The organism is Hungatella hominis, from assembly GCF_014288005.1.
Lineage (GTDB): Bacteria > Bacillota > Clostridia > Lachnospirales > Lachnospiraceae > Hungatella > Hungatella effluvii.
Genome location: NZ_JACOPB010000012.1, coordinates 1 through 24,588 on the forward strand (window position 1 = coordinate 1; position 24,588 = coordinate 24,588).

17 protein-coding genes and 2 pseudogenes are annotated in these 24,588 nt (G+C 46.0%); 16 read left to right on the forward strand and 3 right to left on the reverse strand.

Annotated elements, in window-relative coordinates:
* Window positions 1-244: 244 nt before the first annotated feature.
* The 8 genes and pseudogenes from H8S75_RS21550 to H8S75_RS21585 all read left to right on the forward strand — a co-directional run bounded on the left by H8S75_RS21550 (window position 245) and on the right by H8S75_RS21585 (window position 11,055).
* Window positions 245-595 (forward strand): hypothetical protein, encoded by a 351-nt coding sequence (locus H8S75_RS21550; protein WP_187023316.1) that lies wholly within the window; start codon window positions 245-247, stop codon window positions 593-595.
* Between the two features lie 63 nt (window positions 596-658).
* Window positions 659-970: pseudogene (locus H8S75_RS21555) on the forward strand (dipicolinate synthase subunit B); the annotation flags it as partial.
* Window positions 971-1,615: 645 nt separating this feature from the next.
* Window positions 1,616-2,323: a LytR/AlgR family response regulator transcription factor gene (locus H8S75_RS21560; protein ID WP_187023317.1), complete on the forward strand. Its 708-nt coding sequence runs from the start codon at window positions 1,616-1,618 to the stop codon at window positions 2,321-2,323.
* Complete coding sequence (locus H8S75_RS21565) at window positions 2,320-3,648, forward strand: ATP-binding protein (protein WP_187023318.1); 1,329 nt, start codon at window positions 2,320-2,322, stop codon at window positions 3,646-3,648. Before H8S75_RS21560 ends, H8S75_RS21565 begins: the two co-directional genes overlap by 4 nt.
* A gap of 139 nt (window positions 3,649-3,787) precedes the next feature.
* Window positions 3,788-5,749 (forward strand): glycoside hydrolase family 2 protein, encoded by a 1,962-nt coding sequence (locus tag H8S75_RS21570; protein WP_187023319.1) that lies wholly within the window; start codon window positions 3,788-3,790, stop codon window positions 5,747-5,749.
* Between the two features lie 32 nt (window positions 5,750-5,781).
* On the forward strand, window positions 5,782-9,042 hold the full coding sequence (locus H8S75_RS21575; protein ID WP_187023320.1) for a glycoside hydrolase family 3 C-terminal domain-containing protein: 3,261 nt from the start codon (window positions 5,782-5,784) through the stop codon (window positions 9,040-9,042).
* 1 nt (window position 9,043) lies between these two features.
* A complete protein-coding gene (locus H8S75_RS21580; RefSeq protein WP_187023321.1) occupies window positions 9,044-9,481 on the forward strand; it encodes a hypothetical protein in 438 nt (145 codons plus the stop codon).
* Window positions 9,482-9,501: 20 nt separating this feature from the next.
* Window positions 9,502-11,055, forward strand: coding sequence for an MFS transporter (locus tag H8S75_RS21585; protein WP_187023322.1), 1,554 nt, complete (start codon window positions 9,502-9,504; stop codon window positions 11,053-11,055).
* 129 nt (window positions 11,056-11,184) lie between these two features.
* Here H8S75_RS21585 and H8S75_RS21590 read toward each other — a convergent pair whose 3' ends face one another.
* Window positions 11,185-13,455 carry an AIPR family protein gene (locus H8S75_RS21590; RefSeq protein ID WP_187023323.1) on the reverse strand — a complete coding sequence of 757 codons (2,271 nt, stop codon included), beginning with the start codon at window positions 13,453-13,455 and terminating at the stop codon, window positions 11,185-11,187.
* Window positions 13,412-14,605: an FRG domain-containing protein gene (locus H8S75_RS21595; protein WP_207729193.1), complete on the reverse strand. Its 1,194-nt coding sequence runs from the start codon at window positions 14,603-14,605 to the stop codon at window positions 13,412-13,414. Before H8S75_RS21595 ends, H8S75_RS21590 begins: the two co-directional genes overlap by 44 nt.
* Before the next feature lie 206 nt (window positions 14,606-14,811).
* Here H8S75_RS21595 and H8S75_RS21600 point away from each other — a divergent pair, with 206 nt between their 5' ends.
* Together H8S75_RS21600 and H8S75_RS21605 are read left to right on the forward strand one after the other, a co-directional pair.
* Window positions 14,812-16,956, forward strand: a complete 2,145-nt coding sequence (locus H8S75_RS21600; protein WP_187023324.1) for a M13 family metallopeptidase — start codon at window positions 14,812-14,814, stop codon at window positions 16,954-16,956.
* 521 nt (window positions 16,957-17,477) lie between these two features.
* Window positions 17,478-17,981 carry a QueT transporter family protein gene (locus tag H8S75_RS21605; RefSeq protein ID WP_187023325.1) on the forward strand — a complete coding sequence of 168 codons (504 nt, stop codon included), beginning with the start codon at window positions 17,478-17,480 and terminating at the stop codon, window positions 17,979-17,981.
* Between the two features lie 337 nt (window positions 17,982-18,318).
* On the opposite strand, the gene H8S75_RS21610 is transcribed toward H8S75_RS21605, so the two are convergent.
* A complete protein-coding gene (locus H8S75_RS21610) occupies window positions 18,319-18,672 on the reverse strand; it encodes a helix-turn-helix domain-containing protein (RefSeq protein WP_002605575.1) in 354 nt (117 codons plus the stop codon).
* Between the two features lie 210 nt (window positions 18,673-18,882).
* Between H8S75_RS21610 and H8S75_RS21615 the strand changes: the two genes are divergently transcribed.
* The 6 genes and pseudogenes from H8S75_RS21615 (at window position 18,883) to H8S75_RS21640 (ending at window position 24,588) form a co-directional block, all read left to right on the forward strand.
* A complete protein-coding gene (locus H8S75_RS21615; protein WP_187023326.1) occupies window positions 18,883-20,313 on the forward strand; it encodes a sugar transferase in 1,431 nt (476 codons plus the stop codon).
* Between the two features lie 604 nt (window positions 20,314-20,917).
* Window positions 20,918-21,391 (forward strand): annotated as a pseudogene (locus H8S75_RS33645) (UDP-glucose 6-dehydrogenase family protein); the annotation flags it as partial.
* Between the two features lie 43 nt (window positions 21,392-21,434).
* On the forward strand, window positions 21,435-21,659 hold the full coding sequence (locus tag H8S75_RS21625; RefSeq protein ID WP_187023327.1) for a hypothetical protein: 225 nt from the start codon (window positions 21,435-21,437) through the stop codon (window positions 21,657-21,659).
* Window positions 21,660-21,677: 18 nt separating this feature from the next.
* The gene (gene pssD / locus H8S75_RS21630; protein ID WP_187023328.1) at window positions 21,678-22,127 is read left to right on the forward strand and encodes a PssD/Cps14F family polysaccharide biosynthesis glycosyltransferase; all 450 of its coding nucleotides are present in this window, start codon (window positions 21,678-21,680) and stop codon (window positions 22,125-22,127) included.
* A 14-nt stretch (window positions 22,128-22,141) separates the two neighbouring features.
* Window positions 22,142-22,636: a glycosyltransferase gene (locus H8S75_RS21635; RefSeq protein WP_187023329.1), complete on the forward strand. Its 495-nt coding sequence runs from the start codon at window positions 22,142-22,144 to the stop codon at window positions 22,634-22,636.
* Entirely contained in the window at window positions 22,633-24,588 is a 1,956-nt protein-coding gene (locus H8S75_RS21640) for a glycosyltransferase (RefSeq protein ID WP_187023330.1), read from the forward strand. Before H8S75_RS21635 ends, H8S75_RS21640 begins: the two co-directional genes overlap by 4 nt.

Sequence of the window (24,588 nt, forward strand, 5' to 3'; positions counted from 1 at the left end):
CCAAAAAGCTTGTCCTGCAACTGGTGGAAGATTAGGGCAACTGGGATAGGCGTAGTATAGACCACGTCCCAGAGTCAATATATCACTAGACTGCAAAACTTTATAACTTAAATCACTATTTATACGACTTTATTTTAAATTCCATTAACTAAAAGTGCAATTATTTGTTCTAATTAAATGGAATTTATTGACATTGATTCATAAAAATGTAAGTTGTATAATTAAATAAAAAAGAGGTGATTTTATGTTGTTAGAACAACCAAAAGAGATAGTGAAAGTATCTAAGAATATGAAGTTTGGTGACTTGACAACGCAGTGGTGTTATGGATTGGCTCCCGATAGGGTTTGGAAGTGCACGTGTGGCTGTGGAAGTGTATGCTATGTAAAAGAAGCGGCACTACAACAAAATATTGTAGAAAATTGCGGGAATGCTATACATAGGAAAAAAACATCAAGTATTCAACCGGCTAAACGAAAATATATCGTATGTGGTGGAATAGAAAGACATGTGTGCTTATTATGTAATGCCGATATGCCTTACGATTCTCGAAAAGTTTATTGCGAGAAATGCAGACAATTAAAAAAGTTAAAATAAATAAAATTTCAGGCGATCTATAGTGGATCGCCTGAAAGTTATGTGAGGGCAGTATTATATATTACTCTACCGTGTACAGGGAACACCCTGGCAAAGCTGGCCAACGGTATAACCGACACCCCTGTCCTCATGGCTGCAAAAGCCCATTTGAGAAACTCCAAGCCCCTGGTTATCTCGATTTCCACCAACGACGCTTTGGGAATTAATTTTAAAAATATCGGCCAGCTTTTTAATATTAAAAACATTTATTTCGTGCCATTCGGCCAGGATAACGCGATTAAAAAGCCCAATTCCATGATTGCCAGGACGGATCAGATTGTCAGAACCCTGGAAGAAGCGCTGGAAGGAAAACAGATTCAGCCGGTTATTTTATAAAAGGATTTTCTGGATGAAGGATACGCCTGAGAGAGAGGGGGAGTGGAGGCGGGGGTAGGGGAGGAACACGCGGGCGGATGCAGGGGCGCTACAGCTCAAGTGCTCTCGGTGGGCCGGACTAAGCCAAAAGCCCCACCGGAACAGGGGTACCGCGCAAATTCCAGGGATGCCCTGAAGGTCCTCCCCTCCATGTGCACTCGACTCCGGGCCCGGAAAGCCCTCCGTCGCCCCCTGTTCCGGCGAGCCTTTTGGCTAAGTCCGTCCGAACCTCGATCAAGTCGCAGTAGTGCCCCTGCATCCGCCCGCGTGTTCCTCCCCTACCCCCGCCTCCACTCCCCCTCTCTCTCAGGCTGTGTTTTTCATTCTGTAGGGAGATAGGTTTCGTCCGCCAGGCGTCCCCCTGCCACCTCCCTGCCGTCCGTTCCGCGCTGCTCCCCTCTCCCGCTTCTTCCTCTGCCGGCGTCCCTCCCGCCAAAAAACTAACTTTGCCTAAATCCCCATTTGGCAGCGGCTGCCAGAAATAAAGGCTGAACTGTTGCGGGCCATTCCGGCTGCACCGCCATTTTTTCTATGCAAAATAAATCGGACATGCTATAATGAACGGATGAAAACAGAGGCGGGGTATGTGTCAGGAGGTAACGGGGTATGCTGAAAATTGCTGTAGTGGACGATGAAAAAGTGTATATTGACCAGATTCAGGAATATATCAGGCAGTATAGTGCGGAGAAGAAACGGGAGATTCAGACAGAGACCTTCTGCGACGGAAGTGCGCTGCTGGAGAATTACAGCACGCGCTTTGATATCATTCTGCTGGACATAGAGATGGGAAAAATGAATGGAATGGAGACGGCACGGGAAATACGAAAAAAAGATCAGGATGTAGTTCTGGTTTTTATTACCAATATGGCCCAGTATGCGATTAACGGTTACGATGTGGGAGCGCTGGATTACGTGCTGAAGCCGATTAACTATTACACTTTCTCCGTGCGTCTCGACCGCGCCGTCTCAAGGGTGAAAAAACGTCAGCCGGAGGAAATCCTCTTAAATCTTCCGGATGGGATCAAACGGCTCAAGGTGGACCGGATTCACTACGTGGAGGTGCAGAACCGTATGCTGCATTACCACACGGAGGACGGTATTTTCGTGGTGAGAGGAACGCTGCAGGGAGCGGAGGAGACGCTGAAGGAGAGCCATTTTGTGCGGTGCAACCACTGGTATCTGGTGAATCTGCAGTACGTTTCGGAGATACGCAAAAATATAGTCATCGTAGCAGGAGATGAACTGGAGATCAGCAGGAGGAATAAGACGGCGTTTCTTTCCGAGCTGACGGATTACATGGGGATGGGGACATGACAAAGATAAATATCACGATATGGACGTATGCGGAACTGGCTGTATCGCTCTGGGCGGCATGCGTGCTTTATATAATTCCGCTGAAACACCGCCCGAATTTCCGGATGAGACTGGGCCTGGCGACGGCGGGGACCTGCGCTGTGGCTGTGGCTGCAGTCTGGTGGAAGACGGCATTTTCGGCAGTGACCGTTCCGGAGGTGGTATCCATGTCGGGCGTTTTTCTGCTGAGCTGCCTGTTTATTTATATCTGCGCGGCCATGCCTCCAGGCGCGGCGGTGTACTGCGCGGCGTGGGCGATCATCAGCCAGCAGATTGCCCATGAGTCCGCATTCATTGTTCTGAGGAGTATGGGGATCGGAGGCCAGCTGTCGGCCATCGGCTACATGGTGGTGATTTACGCAGTGATCTATGGGATGGCCGGCATCACAATCGTCAGATATATGCCGGAAAACGGAGTCTATCAGGTGGGGCCTCGGCAGCTGTCTTCGGCGCTGTTTTTGCTGATTGTTTTTGAAATCCTGTTTGGCTTTTTGAGGTCAGGGGGCGGCATTCCATATCCTGATGTGCGGGTATGGAACATCCTGCTGATTCAGTGCTACTGCGTCCTGATTCTCTACCTTCAGAACACGCTGTTCAAGAAAAGTGCCATGAAACAGGAGCTGGACATCTTAAATCAGCTGTGGCATCAGCAGAAGGAGCAGTATGAGCTGTCCCAGGAGACCATAACCCTGATTAACCGCAAATGCCATGACTTGAAGCATCAGATTGCCGCCATGCGCGCCATCACCAGTCCGGAGGAACGGGACAAATATCTGCGCGAGGTGGAAGATTCCGTGCAGATCTATGACTCCATTGTGAAGACCGGCAATGAAGTGCTGGATACGGTTTTGACGGAGAAGAGCCTGTTCTGCACGGCCAGCAGCATCAAGATCAACTGCATTGCGGATGGCCGCCAGATGGATATCTTTGATCCGGTAGACCTATACACCGTGTTTGGCAATGCCATTGACAATGCGATTGAGAGCGTAAAGCAGCTGGAGAATCAGGAGATGCGGATGATAGACGTGCTGGTGTACGTCCGCAAACAGTTTTTGATCATTAATATCATGAATCCGCTCGGCAGGCGGCTGGAGTTTGACGGCGATCTGCCCGTCAGCACAAAGGCCCGGAACGGGTATCACGGATTCGGATTGAAGAGTATCCGCTATACGGTAGAAAAATATAATGGTTTCATGAAAATTGATACGGAGGAAAATATCTTTTCGTTGAAGATATTGATTCCGATCGCAGGCAAAAAAGCCGCGGACAGGACTGAGAGGAGGTAGTATATTTCCTCTCAGCCCTGATTTTTTTTTGCTGAAAACCACTTGGGTTCTAAAATCGACCACTTATACAAAAATGCTTACACTCCGAAAAAAAAATTGTTATAGTATGGAGGATTAGCACAAAGAAAAGAGAAATGGCATGAGAAAAACAAAGAATTTGAATGACAGGTGGCAGTTTACCGGTCCGGATGGAAGGACCGTGTCAGTGAATCTGCCGCATACCTGGAACAACGTGGATGGGCAGGATGGCGGTAATAATTACTGGCGCGGTTCATGCAGGTATGAACGGGAACTGGACATGCCGGAGTTTCAGAAAGGTGAGGAACGGGTCTATCTGGAATTCCGGGGAGTGAACGCCAGTGCGAGGGTATGCTTCAACGATACCCTGGTGTGCACCCATGACGGCGGCTATTCCACATTCCGTGTGGATGTGACAGATCTGCTGCGGGAGACAAACCGGCTGGCTGTGGAAGCGGACAATGGCGTCAACGACCGTGTGTACCCACAGAAAGCGGATTTCACATTCTACGGGGGAATATACCGTGACGTGAATCTGGTGGTGGTGAACCGGAGACATTTTGCTCTGGCTGACCGCGGCGGGAACGGAATCCGTATTACGCCGCAGGTAAAAGAACTGGACGGATATGTCAGAGTCCAGACCTTTACCGAGATGGATGCAGGGGGAAATAAATCCGATGCAGCGCTGCCGGACGATGATTGTGAGATCCGCATCGTTCTTCTGGATTCAGACGGCGCGGCAGCCGCCTCCGGAACCGGAGCGGACTGCACACTGGTCATCCCTTCCGTGCACTTATGGGATGGCTTGAAGGACCCGTATCTCTATACGGCGGTCGCGCGCCTGGAGTACCACGGGAAAACCGTGGATGAGATCCGCTGCCGGTTTGGCGTCCGCACCTTCCATGTGGACCCGGAAAAAGGATTTTTCTTAAACGGCCGCAGCTATCCCCTGCGCGGCGTATCCCGCCATCAGGACTGGAAGGGACTGGGCAATGCCATCACGAAGGAGCACCATCAAAAGGACATGGAGCTCATCCGTGAGATTGGGGCCAATACGGTCCGCCTCGCCCATTATCAGCACGATCAGTATTTCTACGATCTGTGCGACGAGTCCGGCCTGGTGGTCTGGGCGGAAATCCCTTATATTTCCGAACATATGGCCAATGGAAGAGCGAACACCATAAGCCAGATGAAGGAACTGATTGTCCAGAATTACAACCATCCCTGTATCGTCTGCTGGGGAGTCTCCAACGAGATTACCATCTCCACAAAGAATAAGAAGGATATGCTGGATAATCACCGGGAACTCAACGAGCTCTGTCATGAGATGGATCCGACCAGGCTGACAACGCTGGCCTGCTACGCCATGTGCGGGCCTTTTAACCGGTCTGCGCATATCACCGACCTGGTATCGTGGAATCTGTATCTGGGATGGTACGTTCCGGGGCTGTTCCTGAATGATTGGTGGATGCGGTTTTTCCATTTCCGTTATCCGAAGCGCTGTCTGGGGTATTCGGAATACGGCTGCGAGGCCATGCCGAACCTGCATTCCGGAAAGCCGCGCAGAGGGGATCACTCGGAGGAGTATCAGACCATTTACCACGAGTACATGTTAAAATGCTTTGAACGCAACCCCTATCTGTGGGCGACTCATGTGTGGAACATGTTTGATTTCGCGGCGGATGCCAGAGACCAGGGCGGAGAGGCCGGTATGAACCACAAGGGGCTGGTCACATTTGACCGGAAAATCAAAAAGGACAGCTTCTATCTCTATAAGGCTTACTGGAGTGAAGAACCGTTTGTGCACATTGCGGGACGGCGAAGGGCGGACCGGGAGGAATCTGTCACTACTGTGAAGGTATACACCAATCAGCCAAAGGCTGCGCTGTACGCGGATGGAAAGCTGATGGAGGAACAGACAGGAGACCGTGTTTTCAACTTCCGTGTGCCCTTAAACGGCACGGTAACGCTGGAGGTGAGAGCCGGTGAATGCAGGGATACCGCTGTCTTTCATAAAGTCGCGGTTCCAAACCCGGCATATAAGCTGGTCAGGAAAAAGTCCTCCAGCGCCAATTGGGTGTAATAAAATATACAGTTGAAAAGGAAGGAAAAGTTATGTTTATGAAAAAAAGAGCGCTTTGGCGCGGCTTGACAACTCTGTTTACATTTATTTTTTCACTGACAATTATTATTGGGGTTGTGGCTGAAAGCTACAAGGCGACGATCGATACTGCTCTCGGTACTTTGAGTGAGAAATTCGTCTCCGAAAATACAGAGGATGACCCTTTATATGATAAGTTTCAGCCATCGGCGGAGGTTCTCAATGAAGACGGAACCGGCAATTCCCACGCGCTGATTCAGAAAGCCATTGATTTGAACCGCCAGCAGGCTGCGGAGGGCGCGGTACTGCTTAAGAACAACAACGCAGATGGACAGGGACTTCCGCTGTCCGGCAATTCCCAGGTGACGTTATTTGGAATCCGTTCTCACGTATCGCTGCTGGGTTCCAGCTTCGGTGTCAAGGCCCAGGGACCTTATATCAGTCTGGAGCAGGCGCTTACTCAGAATAAGACTGATTTTAAGAATACCATAGCCTACACGCTGAATAATAACTTTGCCACCGGCGAGGTTACGAGAGGCGCGACGCTAGACTCCTGGAGCGGAGACGAATTTGAGTTCGAGGGCGCAGGCTTTACCGTCAATCCGGTAATGACAGCGATATATGATAAACTGAATGAAACGTATCTTCACTCCGAAAATGAGACTCCTTCCGCGGAGTACGACCCGGGCGAGCCGTCCACAGCGGAGATCAAGGCAGTCAATTCCGATTATGCGGCCAGCTTTGCCGAGTACGGCGATGCGGCGATTGTAGTCATCAGCCGTCCAAGCGCGGAGTCCAAGGACTATCTGCCGGGCGGAGTGGTTGACGGTCTGGGAGCGGAGGAACCGCTGCAGCTGACAGCCAATGAACGCGATACCATCGAGATGGCGAAGAAATGCAGCGACAACGTAATCGTGCTGCTCAACTCCGCCAATGCCGTTGAAATCGGTGACTTAAAGAATGACCCTGAAATAGATTCAATTCTCTGGATTGGATTCCCAGGCTGCTACGGTATGCTGGGGGTGTCAGATATCCTTTGCGGACGCACCAGCCCTTCCGGCGCACTTCCTGATATCTACGCAACCTATAATATGTCGGCTCCCGCCATGCAGAACATGGGTAATTTTCAGTATGAAAACGGGGCGGAAATGCTCACCCGCGGCGCTGGACAGACCGGCGGCACTACAGGCAACTACCTGATCGAGGCCGAAGGCATCTATGTTGGCTACCGCTACTATGAGACCAGATATTACGATTCGGTATTTGGAAACGGCAACGCCGGTTCTCCGGTCGGTGCTTATGCGTCTTCCACGGAGTGGGACTATGACAAAGAGGTAGCCTATGGCTTTGGATATGGTCTTTCTTATACCGATTTTACCCAGGAATTCGAGGGAGAACCGGAGTTTAACGTCTCCACAGATCCGGAAACAGGCGTCTGCGATGCAACCGCCGTATTTCATGTAAAGGTAACAAATACCGGTGACATGGCCGGAAAATCCATCGTCCAGATTTACGGACAGGCTCCTTATACAGAGGGAGGCGTTGAGAAGTCTGCGGTTCAGCTGCTTAATTTCGGGAAGACCGATACCCTGAAGCCAGGCGAATCACAGGTGGTCTCCGTCGAGGTTGATTTACAGTATATTGCCAGCTACGACAACACGTATGATAACGGTGACGGCACCGTTGGTACTTATATCCTGGATCCGGGAACGTATTACTTTGCCATGGGTAACGGCGCACATGATGCCCTGAATCATATGATGGCCCGCCAGGGAGCGGATCCGGAAAGTCTGTCAGGCGAGAGCAACAGCGCTATGGCTTACGAACATAAGATTACAGAAGATTTTATTTCCAGCACCGCTTTCTCTGTTTCGAAAACCGGAGAGAAGATTTCAAACCAGCTGGATTACGCTGACTGGAACTATTTCCAGCCGGGAGAGGTTACTTATTTAAGCCGTACCGACTGGGCCGGCACATATCCGAAGAGCTACACCGGTATGACACTGGTCAATGAAGAACTGATTAACCTGCTTAACGGAAATTATTATACCATTCAGACGGACGACGACACCTCCGGAATCACCTGGGGGAAGGACAGCAATCTGATGTTCTATGAGATGTACGGCACTGATTTTGACGATGTGAAATGGCAGGAGCTGCTTGATAAGATGACGCTCGAGGAAGCGCAGTATCTCGCTACGTTCGGCGGTCCGAGTATCCCCGGAGTCAGCTCCATCGGTACAGTGGAAACGTATATGACCGAGAACGCAGGAAATGGTGTGGCTGTAAACTTAAACGCTTCAAAGGACACGGGGGCTCCCTGGAGCATCTCCGCCAGCGATCCCAACGGAAACTGGCATCCGGAGGTATTTGCCAACGCACCACTCGTAGCTGCTTCCTTTAACCAGGATTTATATAAAGAAGTTGGCTCCTTTATTGGAGAGGAAGCGCTGTTCACAGGAATCCCGATTCTGTGGGGACCTGGTTTAAATACTCACCGCCATGCTTATAATGGCCGTAACGGCGAATACTATTCGGAAGACCCGGTTCTGTCCGGTTCCGCGGCTATGGAATTTGCCATCGGCGCACTGGATTACGGCCTGATTGCAGCACCCAAGCATTTTGCATTCAACGATCAGGAAACAAACCGAAGCGGCGTGGCGCCTTACATGCTGGAGCAGAGGGCCCGTGAGGTCGAGCTGCGTGCTTATCAGATCGCTTTCGAGGCGACCAAGTACGACACGGAGGAAGAGGACGCCGGTATGCGCGGCCTGATGGTTTCCTTCAGCAAGATCGGACCGGTGGAATGCACCGCCAGCTACGAACTGATGACAGAGATTCTGAAAGAGGAGTGGGGCTTCAAGGGATATGCCGTCACCGATATTTATGACGACACCGACATTTACGGAGCGGTACTGGCATCCGGTACGACCTGCTTCGATACCCGCGGTATTTCAGGCTTCTATGGGGCTACGACGCTGGAGAACTGTTCCACCTTTGCCACTCAGGTTGACGGCAGCAAGGTCAGCGCCCAGCTGCTTTCCGGAGATGCGAGGCTGCAGAATGCCGTAAAGGATTCCTGTCACAATATCTTATATGCGTTCAGCCAGAGCAGTCTGATGAACCGTTATAACAGCACGACTCATATCGAGCAGACCATGACATGGTGGCGTATGGCCTATATGGCAGCTATAGCAGCATTTGGAATTCTGCTGCTGGCCAGTGGAGCTCTGTACGTCGTGTCCTCCAAACGCAAAGAAAGAGAGGTATCATAAAATGACAGCTTTTATTAAAAAACAGGGTCCGGCTTTCTATTTCAATATCCTGTCCGCAGCAGCTGGCATCGCGGCGTTCATCGCCATGGTGGTCAGCAGTACCATGAACGAAGCTTATGCGCTCAATTCTTTCCCACTGTTTGTACTGGGGGCAATCGCCGGGATACTTCTGATCTTGATTGCTGTTTACGCCGCTAACCGGTGGGGAAATTACGATTTTGTCGGGACACTGTCCGGTGTGGCTGCCGTTGCTCTTTTTTCAGCAGTCATCGGCGGGATCATCTTGAACCGCGTCCTGCTGATATCCGGATTATTTTCCTGGAATTCCGGCAATACGCCCGGCTGGAACGTATTCTATGCCAGCGTGGTTTCCATTGCCTGCTTTGTGATCTCCATCGTGCTGCTGATTATCGGTTCATTCTTAAAGAGTGTTAAATAAGAAAGCAGGAGGTACCATTTATGAGCAACGAATCAACAACGGCGGCCGGCATGAACCGGGCAAAGCCTTACCAGCTCGTCCTGTTTCCATTTAATAACGGTGCAACCAATGTTTACTATATTCTGACCATCACCTACATTGCCTATTACGGCAATGGGGTGCTGGGACTGGCGCTGATGTTTGCCACGACCATGGTAACAGTTATGCGTCTGTTTGACGCGGTGACGGACCCGATCATCGGCGCTCTGATCGATAAGACCAATGGACGCTTCGGCAAATTCAGGCCTTATATGGTACTGGGAAATGTAATTATGGCGGTCAGTGCGTTTCTGCTGTATTTTGGCACCAGGCTCATCCCCGATACGATGATGTGGCTGCGCTATACGTCCTATGTGGTGATCTATGCGCTCTATGTAATCGGATATACGTTTCAGACCTCCTGCACCCGTTCCGGACAGACAGTGCTGACCAATGACCCGAAGCAGCGGCCCATGTTTACGATTTTCAACATGGTGGCCAGTATGTTGGGAATGGGAGCGATTCAGTTTCTGGCACCCATTTTCCGGGCGAAGTTCGGAGACTATACCACGGCCGCATTTTTCGACATGATGATTCCGATCTCGGTTATTATCTCTGCCTTATTGACGGTGCTTGCAGTAATCGGCATCTGGGAGAAAGACCAGCCGAAGTATTTTGGACTGGGAAGTGAGGAGAAGCAGAAGATCAGGATCTCTGAGTATGTGGCTATCATGAAAGAGAACAAACCGCTCCGGAGGCTGATGGTTGCAGGGGCCGGCTGCAAGCTGGCGCTGGCCATTGCCACCAATGGTACAGTGCTCTGTATGCTCTATGGTTCCATGATGGGCAATTATAACGGGCTGTATCTGCCGATGATGATAGCGGGCTACGTTTTCTCCGCGCCGTTCTTTGTACTGACGGTGCGCACCTCCCAGAAGCACGGGCAGAAGGCGTCCCTCACGCGTTACGTGGGGCTTGCGCTGGTAATGTATGTGGGAGTCTTTGCGCTGCTCATGTTCTGGAAACCGGGCGTGGCGGGAGTGAATCTGTCTCTCAGCAGTTTAAATATTTATACGGTCCTGTTTGTCCTGCTGTTTGGAATCGGATATGGAGCCTACTATGCGACAGCGGATATGCCGATCCCCATGGTTGCAGATTGTTCGGACTATGAGACCTACCGCTCAGGTAAGTATATCCCCGGCGTAATGGGTACACTGTTCTCTCTGGTGGATAAGCTGGTGTCCTCTTTAAGCTCTACGGTGGTGGGAATTGCTATCGCAGCCATTGGACTGTCTACGCTGCCCGGCGGTGATACGCCTTACATGGAAGGCATGAAGGGGATCGTCCTCGTGCTGTTCTGCGTGATTCCGATGATTGCCTGGGCGCTGACCCTGTGGGCCATGAAGGGCTACACACTGACCGGAGAGCGCATGAAGGAAATCCAGGCGGTCAACGCGGTCCGCAAGGAGGCGATTGCCAAAGGAATGAGTACGGAAGAGGCGCTTGCCACCTGGAAGACCATGGATCAGGTGCCGGTGGAGTTCCGGCAGGAATGATGGGGAAGCAGCAGGAATAGGTAAAACAAAGAATAAGTAAAACAAAGAATAAGTAAAACAAAGAGGATGCCCGGAAGAAATGAATTTGACTTCCAGGGCATCCTTTTAATTGGTCTTAACCTATGTACATTACCATGAAAACAACGGCGTCTTCCCATCAATGGCGATCCAGCTGATACTGTGTTTTTTCACGTGAAGAAGGCTGCAAATCAGGTCGATTTGATTATACTTTACGACACTGTTCGAGTGGGTCCCCACCCAGTAGGTCTTTCCGTCGCTTCCCGTCACTTCAACTGACCTTCTCAGATAACCGTAGCCCTCTTCCGCTCTGGCGCGGTCATCCGTGAACCAGTCTGTGCCGTTCGTCAGGATCTCCTTCTCATGGCCGGGATAGTTGTCAAGGACGTACTGTACCGTCTTCACCATGGCATGGGCGGTGCTGTTGACCCGTTCGGCCGGCCCGTTGTTTAATTTGATAAATTTGGCCTTGCCGCCGCCCGGCGCTTTCTGCGCCTGTGTGTCTGGCTCCGCGGATGGCCGCCGGTCTCCGGCAGCAGCTTCACGGTAGCTTACGAGGTCGATCTTCTCGTCATCCTCCAGGCTATTGTTTACGATCTGTGCAAACCTGCTAACGTCTGCCACGTTCCTGGTCAGTAAGTATAGCTCATCCTTTTTAAACGTATTGGAATCCAGAACCGGATAGTTTCCTGACAGCTGTGCCGCAGCGCCGCACAGTTCGGCGAAGAGTTCCATCATGTCTTTTAATTTGTCCCGAATCAGTTCAAAACAGTCTGTGAACTGGGAGTAATCGCTGCGGTATCCATTAAAGAGCTGGACCATATATGTGGTAAAATACCATTTCCCGTTTTGCAGTACAGCTGCCGCTGCCGGATTGTCCGTGATGATTTTCTTTACATTTTTTCCATAAAAATCGGCCACTCTGACTGCAAAATACACCGCGCCATAGTACTTCTCAAAAATCTCCGCTTCCTGTTCATCCTCTGCCTCCAGCCATTCGGGTACGAATATCGTTTTATCCTGAAAACTGTATTCTCCGCCGGTGTCATTTCGGGAACTCAGCAGAACATTGGTGCCCTTGCTGCGGGCGTCCCCCGGGTACCCTGCGCAGGCCTTCCGGGCTCTCGCAAAATCGACGAGGTCGACGGTGCGCCTGGCGATATTTCCTTCCCCGCGCTTCACCAGCCTGAAATACCTTTTGCCGTTCATCTGCTCCCGCTCCAGAAATGCGGCCAGCTTCACCACAAATGGTGATGCGAAGGCGATATCCTCCGCCTTAATGGGCTTCTGCCGGTTTAGGGCCACGCTGATCTCATTTACCTCCCGGGTCGAATCCGCCTCGGACTCGGCGGCCTGCGCGGAGTGTGGAATATGTATGATGCGCAGCAGTACCTTGGCGTTCTTCGACTGCCTGATCTTTTCCTCCAGCTTTGCCGCTTCCTCTGCATCCCCTTTATTTATGCATTCCTTTAAATCATATTCCATCTCATAAAGGCACTGGGCGGATGCGGTGATGGTCTGGGCGCCGTTGATAACAGAGAAATGAAGGTCGCCGTATTCAGATATGTGTTCCAGAAGCACCTCCTCCACACGATCCAGTCTAAAATCGGGCCGTTCTACCAGAATGGTAATACCGTTATTCTTAAACCAGAACTCGCCGGGATTGTTTCTTAACGTATCTTTGATCGCGCGGTCAACGCCCAGCTGTTCATTTAAACCGTACCGGACGTTGCGCTTAAACAGCTTGTCGCCGATTCTGTTATAGATATCAATCAGCTGGTGCAGGTGGACAGAAGTCACATATCCCCGGTTAGAACCTTCTGCCTCGTCCTTATTTTCCCAGTTGATATGGCATTTCATAGGAGGCATCTGGATAAATTCAAACCGGTTTACATTGGTCAGCTTGATGTCCTGCTCATTGTAGCTGTTGTCGAGAATATAGAGAAAATTTACTGTACCTTTCCAGGCTTTCATCTCTTTCCGGATATTTTTCTTCATGGCCTTACCTTCCGCCGAAAGAAAAAGTCTTTCGAGGAAAACCCGGCTTTTCATGTTGTCTACAATGCAGATGACATAGATATTCTTTTCCGCTGATTCCGGCATGTCTGCCAGGCGGCAGGCTTCCTCCTCCAGAGCCGCCAACAGGCTGCCGCTGTCCTCTGTAAATTTCAGAAACAGAAAATTCTCACTGCTGTCAATGCCCATCTGTACAGAACTGCAGATTTCCCATTTTTCTGCCCGGACCAGGAGATTCAGCGCCTTTTGAGCCTCTTCGCTGTCCCACCAGGTCTCGTCGCAGTCGATATCCCGGTTGCTCAAAATATTTCTGATGTACTCTTTATAGTTTTCGATTCTCCTGGCTCTCATCCGATTTTCGCTCATTGTCTTTTGTCCTTTCCATACTGATTAGCAGCTGGCTGCCTGAGAATTTATGAATGCCATGCTGATTTAGCTCTTTGGAAAATTCCAGAATTAACTGGTTGTAACGGTTTACGATAGTATGCAGTTCTTCTTCTGTCAGGTAGTTCTTCTGTATGGCCTCTTCCAGGTTCTGGGTAAAGTCCAGCAGGCCGATCCGGTAGCTGTTAATCATATTTTCCACGTAGACCAGAATCCCGTCTGTATCCAAATCCTTCCGGTTATCCAGGATGTAGTCAAAATAGTAATCCAGCTCCTTCTCCAGCATTCTGACGGCATACTTAAGTTCGTTGCCGCAGCAGAACTTCTCCGTGTTCAGTTTCCGGCTCTTATTGCTGATCTCATCTACCAGATTCACAATCTCCGGATAGATACTCCCGGTATGAATGCCGAAAAATTCCTTCAATTCTTTTCGGATCAGCGGTTTGGCCTCCTTCGGAATCCGGATGCCATACGTCATCCACGCGGGTAAGTCCGCAGCATCGTTGCCCTGGAACAGAATGAAGGCGCCCTGCTGTGCCACGATCCGGTTATTCAGTTTTGTGTGGTCAATAAATTTATGGTTCTTCTCAAAAATAATCTTATCCCGGTGCCACTGCCTGTCCCGGTTAATGATGGCGTCGTAATTGGCATTGGTATTCTCCGCGCTGGGACTGAAGATCTCATCGATGAAAAATACGAACACCATCCCATCCTCGTGATCCAGCGAATCAACATCCTTGCGGTAGTACGGCGTGACCGCAAAATACAGAGCTGTCAGGCAGTTATAGGACACATCCAGAAGCCGGCTGGGAAATTCTCCGTGCTGGGCGTCGATGGCGTTGTCCAGATACCGCTTCTCGCCCGTCAGCCTGTTCTGTCTCATGGCGTCAAAGAGACTCTTCTCAAAGAAAGGATTGCCATCCATGACGCCCCTCCGGAAAATGTTGGCGCGGCAGGAGGTGGTATAAATCTGGGGCTCGCCCCGGTAAACGTAACTGTAATTTTCACCTTTGCGGGATTCCATGTATTCTTTTATCTTGGAAATATAATCGGATACATTTTCAATAGGTTTTTCTGAGATTTCTTTGACTCTTTTATCTTTGGGAAGAACATAAGCGCTGTTTTCGTTCAATTGCTTTCCCTCTCTTTCGATATAGATTCCCCTGCTGGCTGGGCCAGGAAAATCATGATGGCTTTATTATAGCTTATACGGAAGAGGCATTCAACGGGGAATCGGCGTAAGTTTGGTGAAATATGGCATGAAAAAGATGAAAAAAAGCCATAGTAATAGCAGGTGCGTAAGAAAAGTAAAAGCGAAACAGAAAAAGAGGAACGAAAATGAAGAAAAGAATACTTGGTTGTCTTACAATGTTATGTGTAATCTCGGTGATACTAACCGGCTGCAGAAATCAAAGACAAGGAGCCGATGATCTACAGAACCGGGAATCCTCCTCCCTGGCTATGGCGGAGGAAAATGCCATGAACCGGGAAGTGGGGGCGCAGGATTCAGGAGACCCACAGGGGACAGGAGGTTCGCAGGATTCAGAAGACGCGGTCAGAACCGCTGGAAAGGCGGAAGCGGGCAATGTAAGGGCGGAAGATGATTATTACAATTATGTAAACCAAAAAATCCTTGCAGAAAAGCAGATCCCTGCGGATTCTGGAAACTGGAGTTATTTTTACGAATTGGGACAGAAATCTTATGATAATTTAAGTGATCTGCTTAATGATATTATCAATCAGAGAGAGCAGTTTGCCGAAGGATCGCCGGAACAAAAAATAGCCAGTCTATATCTGACGGCAATTGATATGGAAGGGAGAAGAAATGCCGGATTCGGTGCGCTGCAGCCTTACCTTGACAGCATCCGCAATGCGGCTGATATTCAGGAGTATATAGAAGCAATCGGGACTATAAACAATGAACTGGGATTCTCCAGTCTCATTGCTCCGACTTATTATGAGGATATGAAAGATTCCGGGAATTATGGATGCTATCTGGGGAGCGCCGACTTAGGGCCGGGAAAAGAGACGCTGGAAGATGGTACACAGTCGGTTATATTGGAAGCATACAGGAAATATATAAAAAATATAATGGAATCCACAGGAATCAGCGAAAAAGAGGCGGAAAGAGCTGCTTCATCCATTTATAAGTTTCAGACTGATTTAGCGTCTGCAACGCTTCCGCTGTCTGACCAGAATGACCCTGAAAAAACGTATAATCCAAAATCGCTGAAGGAGCTCAGCGCCCTATACTCCAATATTGATATAAAAGCATATTTAAAAGCGGCCGGGGCGGCCGGTTTTAATTCCTGGGTGGTAAATGATCCGGGACAGGCCAAAAAGGTGAACAGTTATCTGACAGAAGGCCATCTGCCGCTGTTAAAGAATTACTCCGTTTTCTGCCTGATTAAAGATTTCAGCCCTTGCCTGACACCGGAAATACGGGACAGCACCATAGCATGGAGTAATGCTCAAAAGGGAATTCAGGGAAAGAAAACAGATAAAAAGCTGGCAGGAGAGCTTGTTCAGAATACATTTGGATTTGAGTTCGGCAGGCTGTATGTAGAAAAGCATTTTTCGGAGGAAGATAAGAAGAATGTCGAAACGCTGGTCCATCAGATTCTGGCCGCCTATGAAGATCGTATAAACGGATTGGATTGGATGGGAGAAGCGACAAAAGAAAAAGCAATTCGAAAACTGGAGCATATGACCCTCAAAATTGGTTATCCGGATCACTGGCCGGACTACTATGAAAACGCAGTCATTCTTCCGGAAGGGCAGGGCAGTCTGGTTGACAATATGGTAAATGTATACCGATCGCTCAGATCCTACGAAAAAGAAGAAATAAAGAAACCGGTTGACCGGACCCAATGGGGAATGACACCTCAGACCGTCAACGCATATTACAATCCTCTGAATAACGAAATTGTCTTTCCTGCCGCGATTCTGCAGCCTCCGTTCTATGATCCAAATGCAGACGATGCTTCAAATTTAGGCGGGATTGGGATGGTGATTGCCCATGAGATCAGCCATGCATTTGATTCCTCCGGCGCCCGCTATGATGAGAATGGAAATTATAATATGTGGTGGACAGAGGACGATTTAAAGAAATTCCAGGACCTGACTCTTAAGGTAGCAAAGTACTATGACGGCCAGGAGGCTGTGAAAGGGCGTTATGTAAATGGCCGCCAGACGTTAAACGAGAATATTGCCGATTTAGGCGCCCTTGCCTGTGTCACCTCGATTGCCGGAGATGATACGGAAGCCCTGAATTCTCTTTTCACGCAGTATGCCCGCATCTGGGCGTCGAAATATACAGAGGAAAGCATGATCCACAGGCTTAATACGGACGTTCATTCTCCGGCAAAAGTGAGAGTAAATGCGGTCTTAAGTTCCACAGAGGCTTTCTATAAGGTCTACCCGGATTTAAAAGAAGGCGACGGCATGTATGTGGCGCCGGAAAAGAGGGTGAAGATCTGGTGATGCGGGCTGGGGAAAGCCAGCCCGTTTGTTGAGTCGTTGAGCGGAATTATCTGATTAATTTGTTGGGGATGCTGGACGACTAGAGCGACTGAAAACGCGGTGGTGAACGAGAGAGCAATTGTTTAGGAATAGGGGGAACGTAAACAATTTGTGTAAAGTAAACAGTTCGTGTAAAGTAAACAATTCGTGTAAAGTAAGCAATTCGTGTAAAGTAAATAATTCGCGTAAAGTAAACAATTTGTATAAAGTAAACGATTAGTTGACAAAACAGACTTATTAAAGACTGAATTTTAAAAGCAGCAGCTATTGAGTGATAAGATGGCCTTTACAATGGCAGCAAAATATGTAGTATAGTATTAATGTATAAAGAAACAGCAACCTCATTTGGAACGGCTTGCTTTTACCCTGTTTTTGTGCTATAGTAGGAAAGCTGATTTTCCCCTGAAAACAGGCAGAAACGGCAAATATATGGTGTGTTCGAGACCTTCCACACCTAAAACAAAACTAAAGGAGAAATGAATATGTTACAAAAATCTTCAAGCAGAACCTATTTTATGGTTTATGCGGCGGCGATTGCTGCCATCTACACCGCACTTACGATGGTATTTGCACCGATCAGTTTCGGTCCTATCCAATTCCGAATTTCGGAAGCGCTCTGTATCCTGCCATTTTTTACACCGGCCGCAGTCCCGGGGCTGTTTATCGGATGCCTGTTGTCCAATTTATTGTGTGGCGCCTCAGCATTGGATATCATTTTTGGGAGTCTGGCTACGCTGGTAGGGGCATTGGGTTCCTGGATGCTCCGCAAAAACAAGTGGGCAGTCTGCCTTCCGCCGATCCTGGCAAACACAATTGTTATTCCATGGGTGTTACGTTTTGCGTATGGCTCGGAAGATATGATTTTGTATGCAATGGTAACTGTAGGTATTGGTGAGATTCTGGCGATCGGTGTTCTGGGAAATCTTTTAATGGGAGTTCTTTATAAATACAGACAGATTATGTTTGGCAAGAAAAACCTTGCGTAATAAATTCTGAAATAGGCCTAAAGATCGAACAAAGAAAAATATTTTGAATTTTCAGAGAATACAAGAGAAAAGCAAGTTAGAAAATAGAATTTAAGAACTTAAATTATGAAATACAGCATACTGGTGGAATACCCTTGCCTGATAAACAGATAAGAGGTAAGGGAGGAAACCAGTAGGCTGTATTTTTAATTAGTTTCTTCTATATAATTGGTATTATAAGAACTGAGTCTCTAAAGTTAAATAATATTTGGATAAGTGTCAAAAAAATGGTGCAGCAAACGCCTGAAAGTTTTAAATAATCGTAATGCGAAAGGCATGGAACAATAATTTCGCTTCTTTAGCGTTCATCACAAGCCTTCATAAATAATTTTAACAGATCCAATGCGTATCTTTTTTTCTTGATGCTGCAATTTCCCAGAATTTCGATGACTGCCTGCTGTTCTACATCCAGGTCTGTGAATTCGCTGGTATCCTCATTATTTCCGTAGATTAAGTAGTCCAGCGAAATATTGAGACAGGATGCAATGCTAAGCATTGTGTCAATGGACATACCGCAGGTCCCGCGTTCAATATCCTGGCAGTATTTATAAGCACGACCGATTTTTTCCGCAAGCTCCTCCTGTGTCAATCCCATAATCATCCGTCTGTTTCTGATTCGTTCCCCTGCTGCAATTCGATTATATCCCGCCAATTCATAAGCCTCACTTTCCAGAAATTACCGTACATAAAATTATTATATGGTTCATTAAGGTTGACAACACCTGTTTTGAGGGTATAATAATAGTAAGTTTTAAACGTATATTATGCACCTGTTTCTAACGCGAACAGATGATGAAGTGCCAAAAATCGACATGCTGTCGGGAAATGATCATACGGCACTAAAAAAGGGTGAGGATGAAAAATGTATAAAAAGGCTAACCTCGGCTGGCTGAAACACTGGGATTTCATGATTCTGGATTTAGTTTGTCTGCAAGTGGCATTTATAAGCGCTTATTTTATTCGTCATGGGGTTCATTTGGCATATGAGAATAAATTGTATCGAAATATGGCCTTTGTACTCTTCTTAATTCAAGTCTGCGTCACTTTCTTTGGCGAGAGCTTCAAAAATGTTTTGAAGAGGGGATATTATAAGGAGTTTACAGCTACATTTAAGCACGTATGCCAAATAATTCTAATTGCGGTATTTTATTTGTTTGCAACGCAAACCGGTGAAGGATATTCCAGAATTACGCTGGTCCTGACCGGCATTATTTATATGGTCATCAGCTACATAGCCAGGATTCTTTGGAAAAAATATTTAAAAACTAAGGGTGTTGTAGGAAAAGGAAATCGATCGTTATTAATTATAACATCAGAAGATATGATGGATATAGTGATTGATAACATTCGTAATAATAATTATGAAGGTTTTCAGATTATAGGAATCAGTCTTCTTGATGCAGAACGGGTTGGTGAGACGATCAATGATGTACCGGTAGTAGCAACTATGGACAATGTTGAAGAGTATGTCTGCAGAGAATGGGTAGATGAGGTATTTCTTAATCTGCCAAAAGAAATTCCATTGCCAAGAGACCTGATTAATCATTTCATCGAGATGGGGATCACGGTTCACTTGAAACTGATCGAGATGGCGAAGCTGGAAGGCGAAGTACAGCGGGTAGAGCGGTTAGGAAGCTATACCGTTTTAACGAGCAGTATTAATATGGCTTCATGGAAACAGGCATTTTATAAACGGGCTATGGATATTGTCGGCGGCCTGATCGGATGTATTATCACTGGAATTTTGTATTTGATTGTGGCACCATGCATTTACATAAAATCACCGGGACCTATCTTTTTTTCACAAGTCAGGGTAGGTAAAAACGGTAAGAGATTTAAGCTTTACAAATTCCGCAGCATGTATATGGACGCGGAGAAACGTAAGAAAGAACTGATGGCACAGAATCGTGTGAAAGATGGAATGATGTTCAAGCTGGACCACGATCCCAGAATTATTGGTGGTGACAAAGGGATTGGAGGATTTATCAGAAAGTATTCGATCGATGAGTTCCCTCAGTTCTGGAATGTACTGAAAGGCGATATGAGCCTGGTAGGTACGAGGCCGCCGACCATCGACGAATGGGACAAGTATGAACTGCACCACCGCGTAAGGCTGGCCATAAAGCCCGGAATAACCGGAATGTGGCAGGTGAGCGGGAGAAGTGATATTACGGACTTTGAAGAGGTTGTGAGGTTGGATAAGGAGTATATCACAAAGTGGAGTTTGGGGTTGGATGTGAAGATTGTGATGAGGACTGTGGGGGTGGTGTTTGGGAAGAGTGGGGCGATGTAGGGGTTAGATAGATAAAAGTAATGGGGGTTAGGATGTGAACTGTAAATAATAACAATTATTTTGTATAGGAGAGAATTTACGTTTATCATGAATATGTTTTAAACTCTCTTTTGTAATTTTAAATTAAACTATGTTTATTTATATATAGAATAGCAGCTAAAACGAAAAAGTACTTAGCCAAATTTTACTTAGTAGGATACATGAAAATTAAAACTATTTAATACAAGTATGGAGATGGGGGACAAATTAAATCGAATGGTATTTTATTATATTAACAAATATATGGGGATAGTTTTTTTGTATTATGATGTTGTACTGTTTTGTTGTAGTTAAAATTTGTTCTTAATTATTATTAAAAGGATTAATGTAAATATACAAGAAGTTTAACAAACAATAACAGCAATTATATAAGTTTTTTAATGTATAAAAAGATTGAGGAAATCATCAATGAGTAAAATTTAACCGGTAACCTGTTTGACATAGTCAGTTTAATAGTCGTAAAACTTTTAACTGGCATAAAACAAACGCAAAGCCCTCTCAAATTGATTTTATATAGCACTTTTTAAAGAGATGAGGAATAGACATTATAATAAAAGATTACAAAATGGCCGTAGCCGGAATGGGATATGTAGGATTATCGATTGCTACATTACTTTCCCAACACCATAAAGTAACCGCTGTTGATATTATTCTGGAAATATGGCGATGATAAACAATCGTATATCTCCAATTCAAGACGAATATATAGAAAAATTTAAATAAGAAAGAACTGAATCTGATAGCAACTTTGGATGCAAAGGAGGTTTTTATAGTAATGTTGATTTTGTAATAATCACTGCTCCTACAAACTACGATGCTACAAATCAGTACTTTGATACATCTGTAGTAGAGGCAGTGATTAAATCGATTATGAAGTATAACCCAGATGCCATAATGGTTATCAAGTCCACAATTCCTGAGGGTCAGACCAAGAGTATCCGTGAAAAATTTTGGTGATGATGATACAAAAAAATCAGCAGAGATTTTTGCTAAATTGCTTCAGGAAGGTGCGATAAAGGAAGATTTCAATATGTATGTGGCATAATAGGAACACAAACATCTAGTCAGGAGATGGATAGGTGATGAGTTCATATATTCTTATCCGGAAAGGTGAACAAAAAGTCTGTGAAAATAGCGTAAATACAAGGAAAATCGCAGGCTTTCAGGCCGCCAAAGAAGGAAAGAGTTATGCCGCAGTGGACGGATATTTCCACCCGCTGTTTGTCGTGGCCAAGAATGAAAAAGTTTCAAAACAGGAGTTTAATTGCTTTGTGAAGATAGATATAAAGCCGAGTAGGCAGATGTAAAAGAGGAGCAGTAATAAGATGAAAGTTTGTTTAGTAGGGTCCAGTGGAGGACACTTGACACATTTATATATGTTAAAACCGTTTTGGCAGAATAAGGAACGTTTCTGGGTAACCTTTGACAAAGCTGATGCGCAGTCCCTTCTTGAAGGTGAGAAGATGTATTCTTGCCATTACCCAACCAATCGAAATATAAAAAATCTAATTAAAAATACGATTGTTGCTTGGAAAGTTCTTAGAAAGGAAAGACCGGATCTGATTATCTCGTCAGGTGCAGCAGTAGCCGTACCATTCTTTTATTTAGGAAAACTCTACGGAGCAAAAACAATTTATATAGAAGTCTTTGACCGCATTGATGCTTCTACTGTAACTGGAAAGTTGGTATACCCAATCACCGATAAGTTTATAGTCGAATGGGAGGAGATGCGTCGTGTATATCCCAAGGCGATTAACTTGGGCAGCATTTTCTAAGGAGCATAAGGTAGATGATATTCGTTACAGTAGGGACGCACGAGCAGCAATTTAATCGTTTGGTGCAAAAGATAGATGAATTAAAAAGAGACGGTGTAATTGAGGAAAAAGTTCTGATTCAAACCGGCTATTCTACATATGAACCAGAGTATTGTGAATGGAGTCAGTGGATTCCATACCCGAAGATGCTTGAAAATGTAAATAAAGCAAGAATCGTCGTCACCCACGGTGGCCCATCCAGCTTTATCATGCCACTTCAGGTTGGAAAAACTCCGATTGTGGTGCCAAGACAAGCGAAGTTTGATGAGCATGTAAATGATCATCAAGTGAAGTTCTGCAATGCAGTTGCAGAACGGTACGGTTCTATCTTCGTGGTAGAGAACATTTTAAAACTTGGCGAAGCTATCATGGGATATGAATATCTCTTCAAAGCAATGCCGGGAAAGCAGGAAAGCAATAATACCAAGTTCAATGAGGAACTTGAGAAGATTGTAGAGGAAATGCTGTGATACCCATTAAGGAGAAACTTAGGGAATTAAAGAATCCACCGGGGAAAATAGATGTAAATGAAATATATGACAGGCTTGTACCCTATAAATATGTTTCCTTTGATATTTTCGATACGCTAATAAAGAGAAAAGTAAATACTCCAGTGGACATTTTCAAAATCATGGAATTGTCTGTTGGAGATAATTTTGTATATAAGAGGATAGAGGCTGAGCGTAAAGCGAGAGAAAATTCTGCTCATGAGGAAGTAACTCTACAAGAAATTTACGATCATTATCCTGAGAAAAACAGCGGTTATGCTAAAAAAGAGTTGGAAATTGAACTGGATACAATAGTGCCAAATATTCCAATGCTTGAAGTTTATCGCAGATGTGTTGCTGATGGAAAGAAAATCTTCATCACGACAGACATGTATTGGCCAATAGCGTCAATAAAAAATCTTTTAAAGCAGGTTTGCGTTGATAAATACGAGAAGCTTTACCTTTCAAGTGAGGAACAGAAAACAAAGAAAACAGGATCCCTATTTAAGGAGATTCTTAAAGAACAGAATATTCGCCCAGAAGAACTCATTCATATTGGTGATCATCCTCAAAGCGATTATAAAGTTCCAAGGAATATCGGAATTGCTGCTATTCAGATTCCAAGAAGAACAAAAGAAATACAGTTCAGGGAAAAGTTGGAAGGGTTACAGAATAATTATCTTAATTCATTGATAAAAAACACCTACACGGGTGATCAGGATGCCTATTACGAATTTGGGTATGCACAATTTGGAAAACTGCTCTGGGGTTATTCTAGGTGGATTCATCAGAAAACGGTAGAAAAAGGAATAAGCGAATTATTCTTCTTTGCTAGAGATGGTTGGATCATGAAGCAAGCCTATGACATCTGTTTTGCTGATCCGACAATTCATACTCATTATTTAGAGGTGTCACGTCGTAGCCTAAGAGGACCAAACCTATGGATGGACTTCCATTACGATAAAGTGCTTGACATGGTTGTAAATGCGAAGCTCATATCTATAAGATCTATATTTGATGGGTTAGGATTGGAAATTGATAACTATAAAGAGCAATTATCAGATTTGGGAATTACTAAAGATACTGTCTACGACAGAAGCACTATCCGAGATGATGAGAAACTGAAATACCTTATTCTATCATTAGAGAAAGAGATTGTAAGTAACTCCAAGATAGAATACGATGCCTTGAATGAATACTTAAAAACCAATGGGATATCCGGAAAATTTGGAATAATTGATATTGGATATGCTGGTAGTATGCAACGTTATCTGCAACAGACTTTGAATCAACTGGGAATTGCCTACGAGATCTCAGGCTTTTATTTAGCAGTTGCTGATTACTATACAAAGAATGATTCGGTGGATAATCCGCTTGATTTAAATGGATATCTGTTCGATTTCAAACATGATCCGTCTGCTGTAGATACAAGAAGCTCTTATGTTGGACTTTTTGAAACCTTGTTCCTTGAACAGGACGGATCTGTGAAGCGATATATTCAGGTGGACGAAGGCGTTAAAGCTGAGCGTTATCCATATGAATACTATCGGGAAGGAAAACCTACACAGGATTTCTTAAAGATCAAGTCATTGCAACAGGGTGCAATGGATTTTGTAAAGGCAGCGGCTGCAGACAAGAATTTGGAGCGTTTTGATTACTCCGTTGATGATTTATTTTACGGAATTTATGAAAGTGGAGTAAATCCAGATAAGCATGATTTAGAGTTGTTTAGCGAAATTGAGTTTTATGATGAAGGTATTACGGCAAAACTCGCAGCGCCAAAGAGTTTAATGTTTTATCTTGGTCATGTGAACCAACTAAAACGTGACTTTTTATCTTGTAGATGGAAGATTGGCTTTATGAAAAAGCTATTTAAGATCAATCTTCCATATCAAAAGATGTATCAAAAATTGAAGAGAGTTGAAAGCGAGTAA

What these genes read in the sequence shown, in the direction of transcription:
- H8S75_RS21580 (WP_187023321.1), top strand. Translation starts at nt 9,044, where the DNA reads ATGACAGCTTTTATTAAAAAACAGGGTCCGGCTTTCTATTTCAATATC.
- H8S75_RS21590 (WP_187023323.1), bottom strand. Translation starts at nt 13,455, where the DNA reads ATGAGCGAAAATCGGATGAGAGCCAGGAGAATCGAAAACTATAAAGAG.
- H8S75_RS21605 (WP_187023325.1), top strand. Translation starts at nt 17,478, where the DNA reads ATGTTACAAAAATCTTCAAGCAGAACCTATTTTATGGTTTATGCGGCG.
- H8S75_RS21615 (WP_187023326.1), top strand. Translation starts at nt 18,883, where the DNA reads ATGTATAAAAAGGCTAACCTCGGCTGGCTGAAACACTGGGATTTCATG.
- H8S75_RS21585 (WP_187023322.1), top strand. Translation starts at nt 9,502, where the DNA reads ATGAGCAACGAATCAACAACGGCGGCCGGCATGAACCGGGCAAAGCCT.
- pssD (WP_187023328.1), top strand. Translation starts at nt 21,678, where the DNA reads ATGAAAGTTTGTTTAGTAGGGTCCAGTGGAGGACACTTGACACATTTA.
- H8S75_RS21565 (WP_187023318.1), top strand. Translation starts at nt 2,320, where the DNA reads ATGACAAAGATAAATATCACGATATGGACGTATGCGGAACTGGCTGTA.
- H8S75_RS21625 (WP_187023327.1), top strand. Translation starts at nt 21,435, where the DNA reads ATGAGTTCATATATTCTTATCCGGAAAGGTGAACAAAAAGTCTGTGAA.
- H8S75_RS21575 (WP_187023320.1), top strand. Translation starts at nt 5,782, where the DNA reads ATGTTTATGAAAAAAAGAGCGCTTTGGCGCGGCTTGACAACTCTGTTT.
- H8S75_RS21570 (WP_187023319.1), top strand. Translation starts at nt 3,788, where the DNA reads ATGAGAAAAACAAAGAATTTGAATGACAGGTGGCAGTTTACCGGTCCG.
- H8S75_RS21550 (WP_187023316.1), top strand. Translation starts at nt 245, where the DNA reads ATGTTGTTAGAACAACCAAAAGAGATAGTGAAAGTATCTAAGAATATG.
- H8S75_RS21600 (WP_187023324.1), top strand. Translation starts at nt 14,812, where the DNA reads ATGAAGAAAAGAATACTTGGTTGTCTTACAATGTTATGTGTAATCTCG.
- H8S75_RS21635 (WP_187023329.1), top strand. Translation starts at nt 22,142, where the DNA reads ATGATATTCGTTACAGTAGGGACGCACGAGCAGCAATTTAATCGTTTG.
- H8S75_RS21560 (WP_187023317.1), top strand. Translation starts at nt 1,616, where the DNA reads ATGCTGAAAATTGCTGTAGTGGACGATGAAAAAGTGTATATTGACCAG.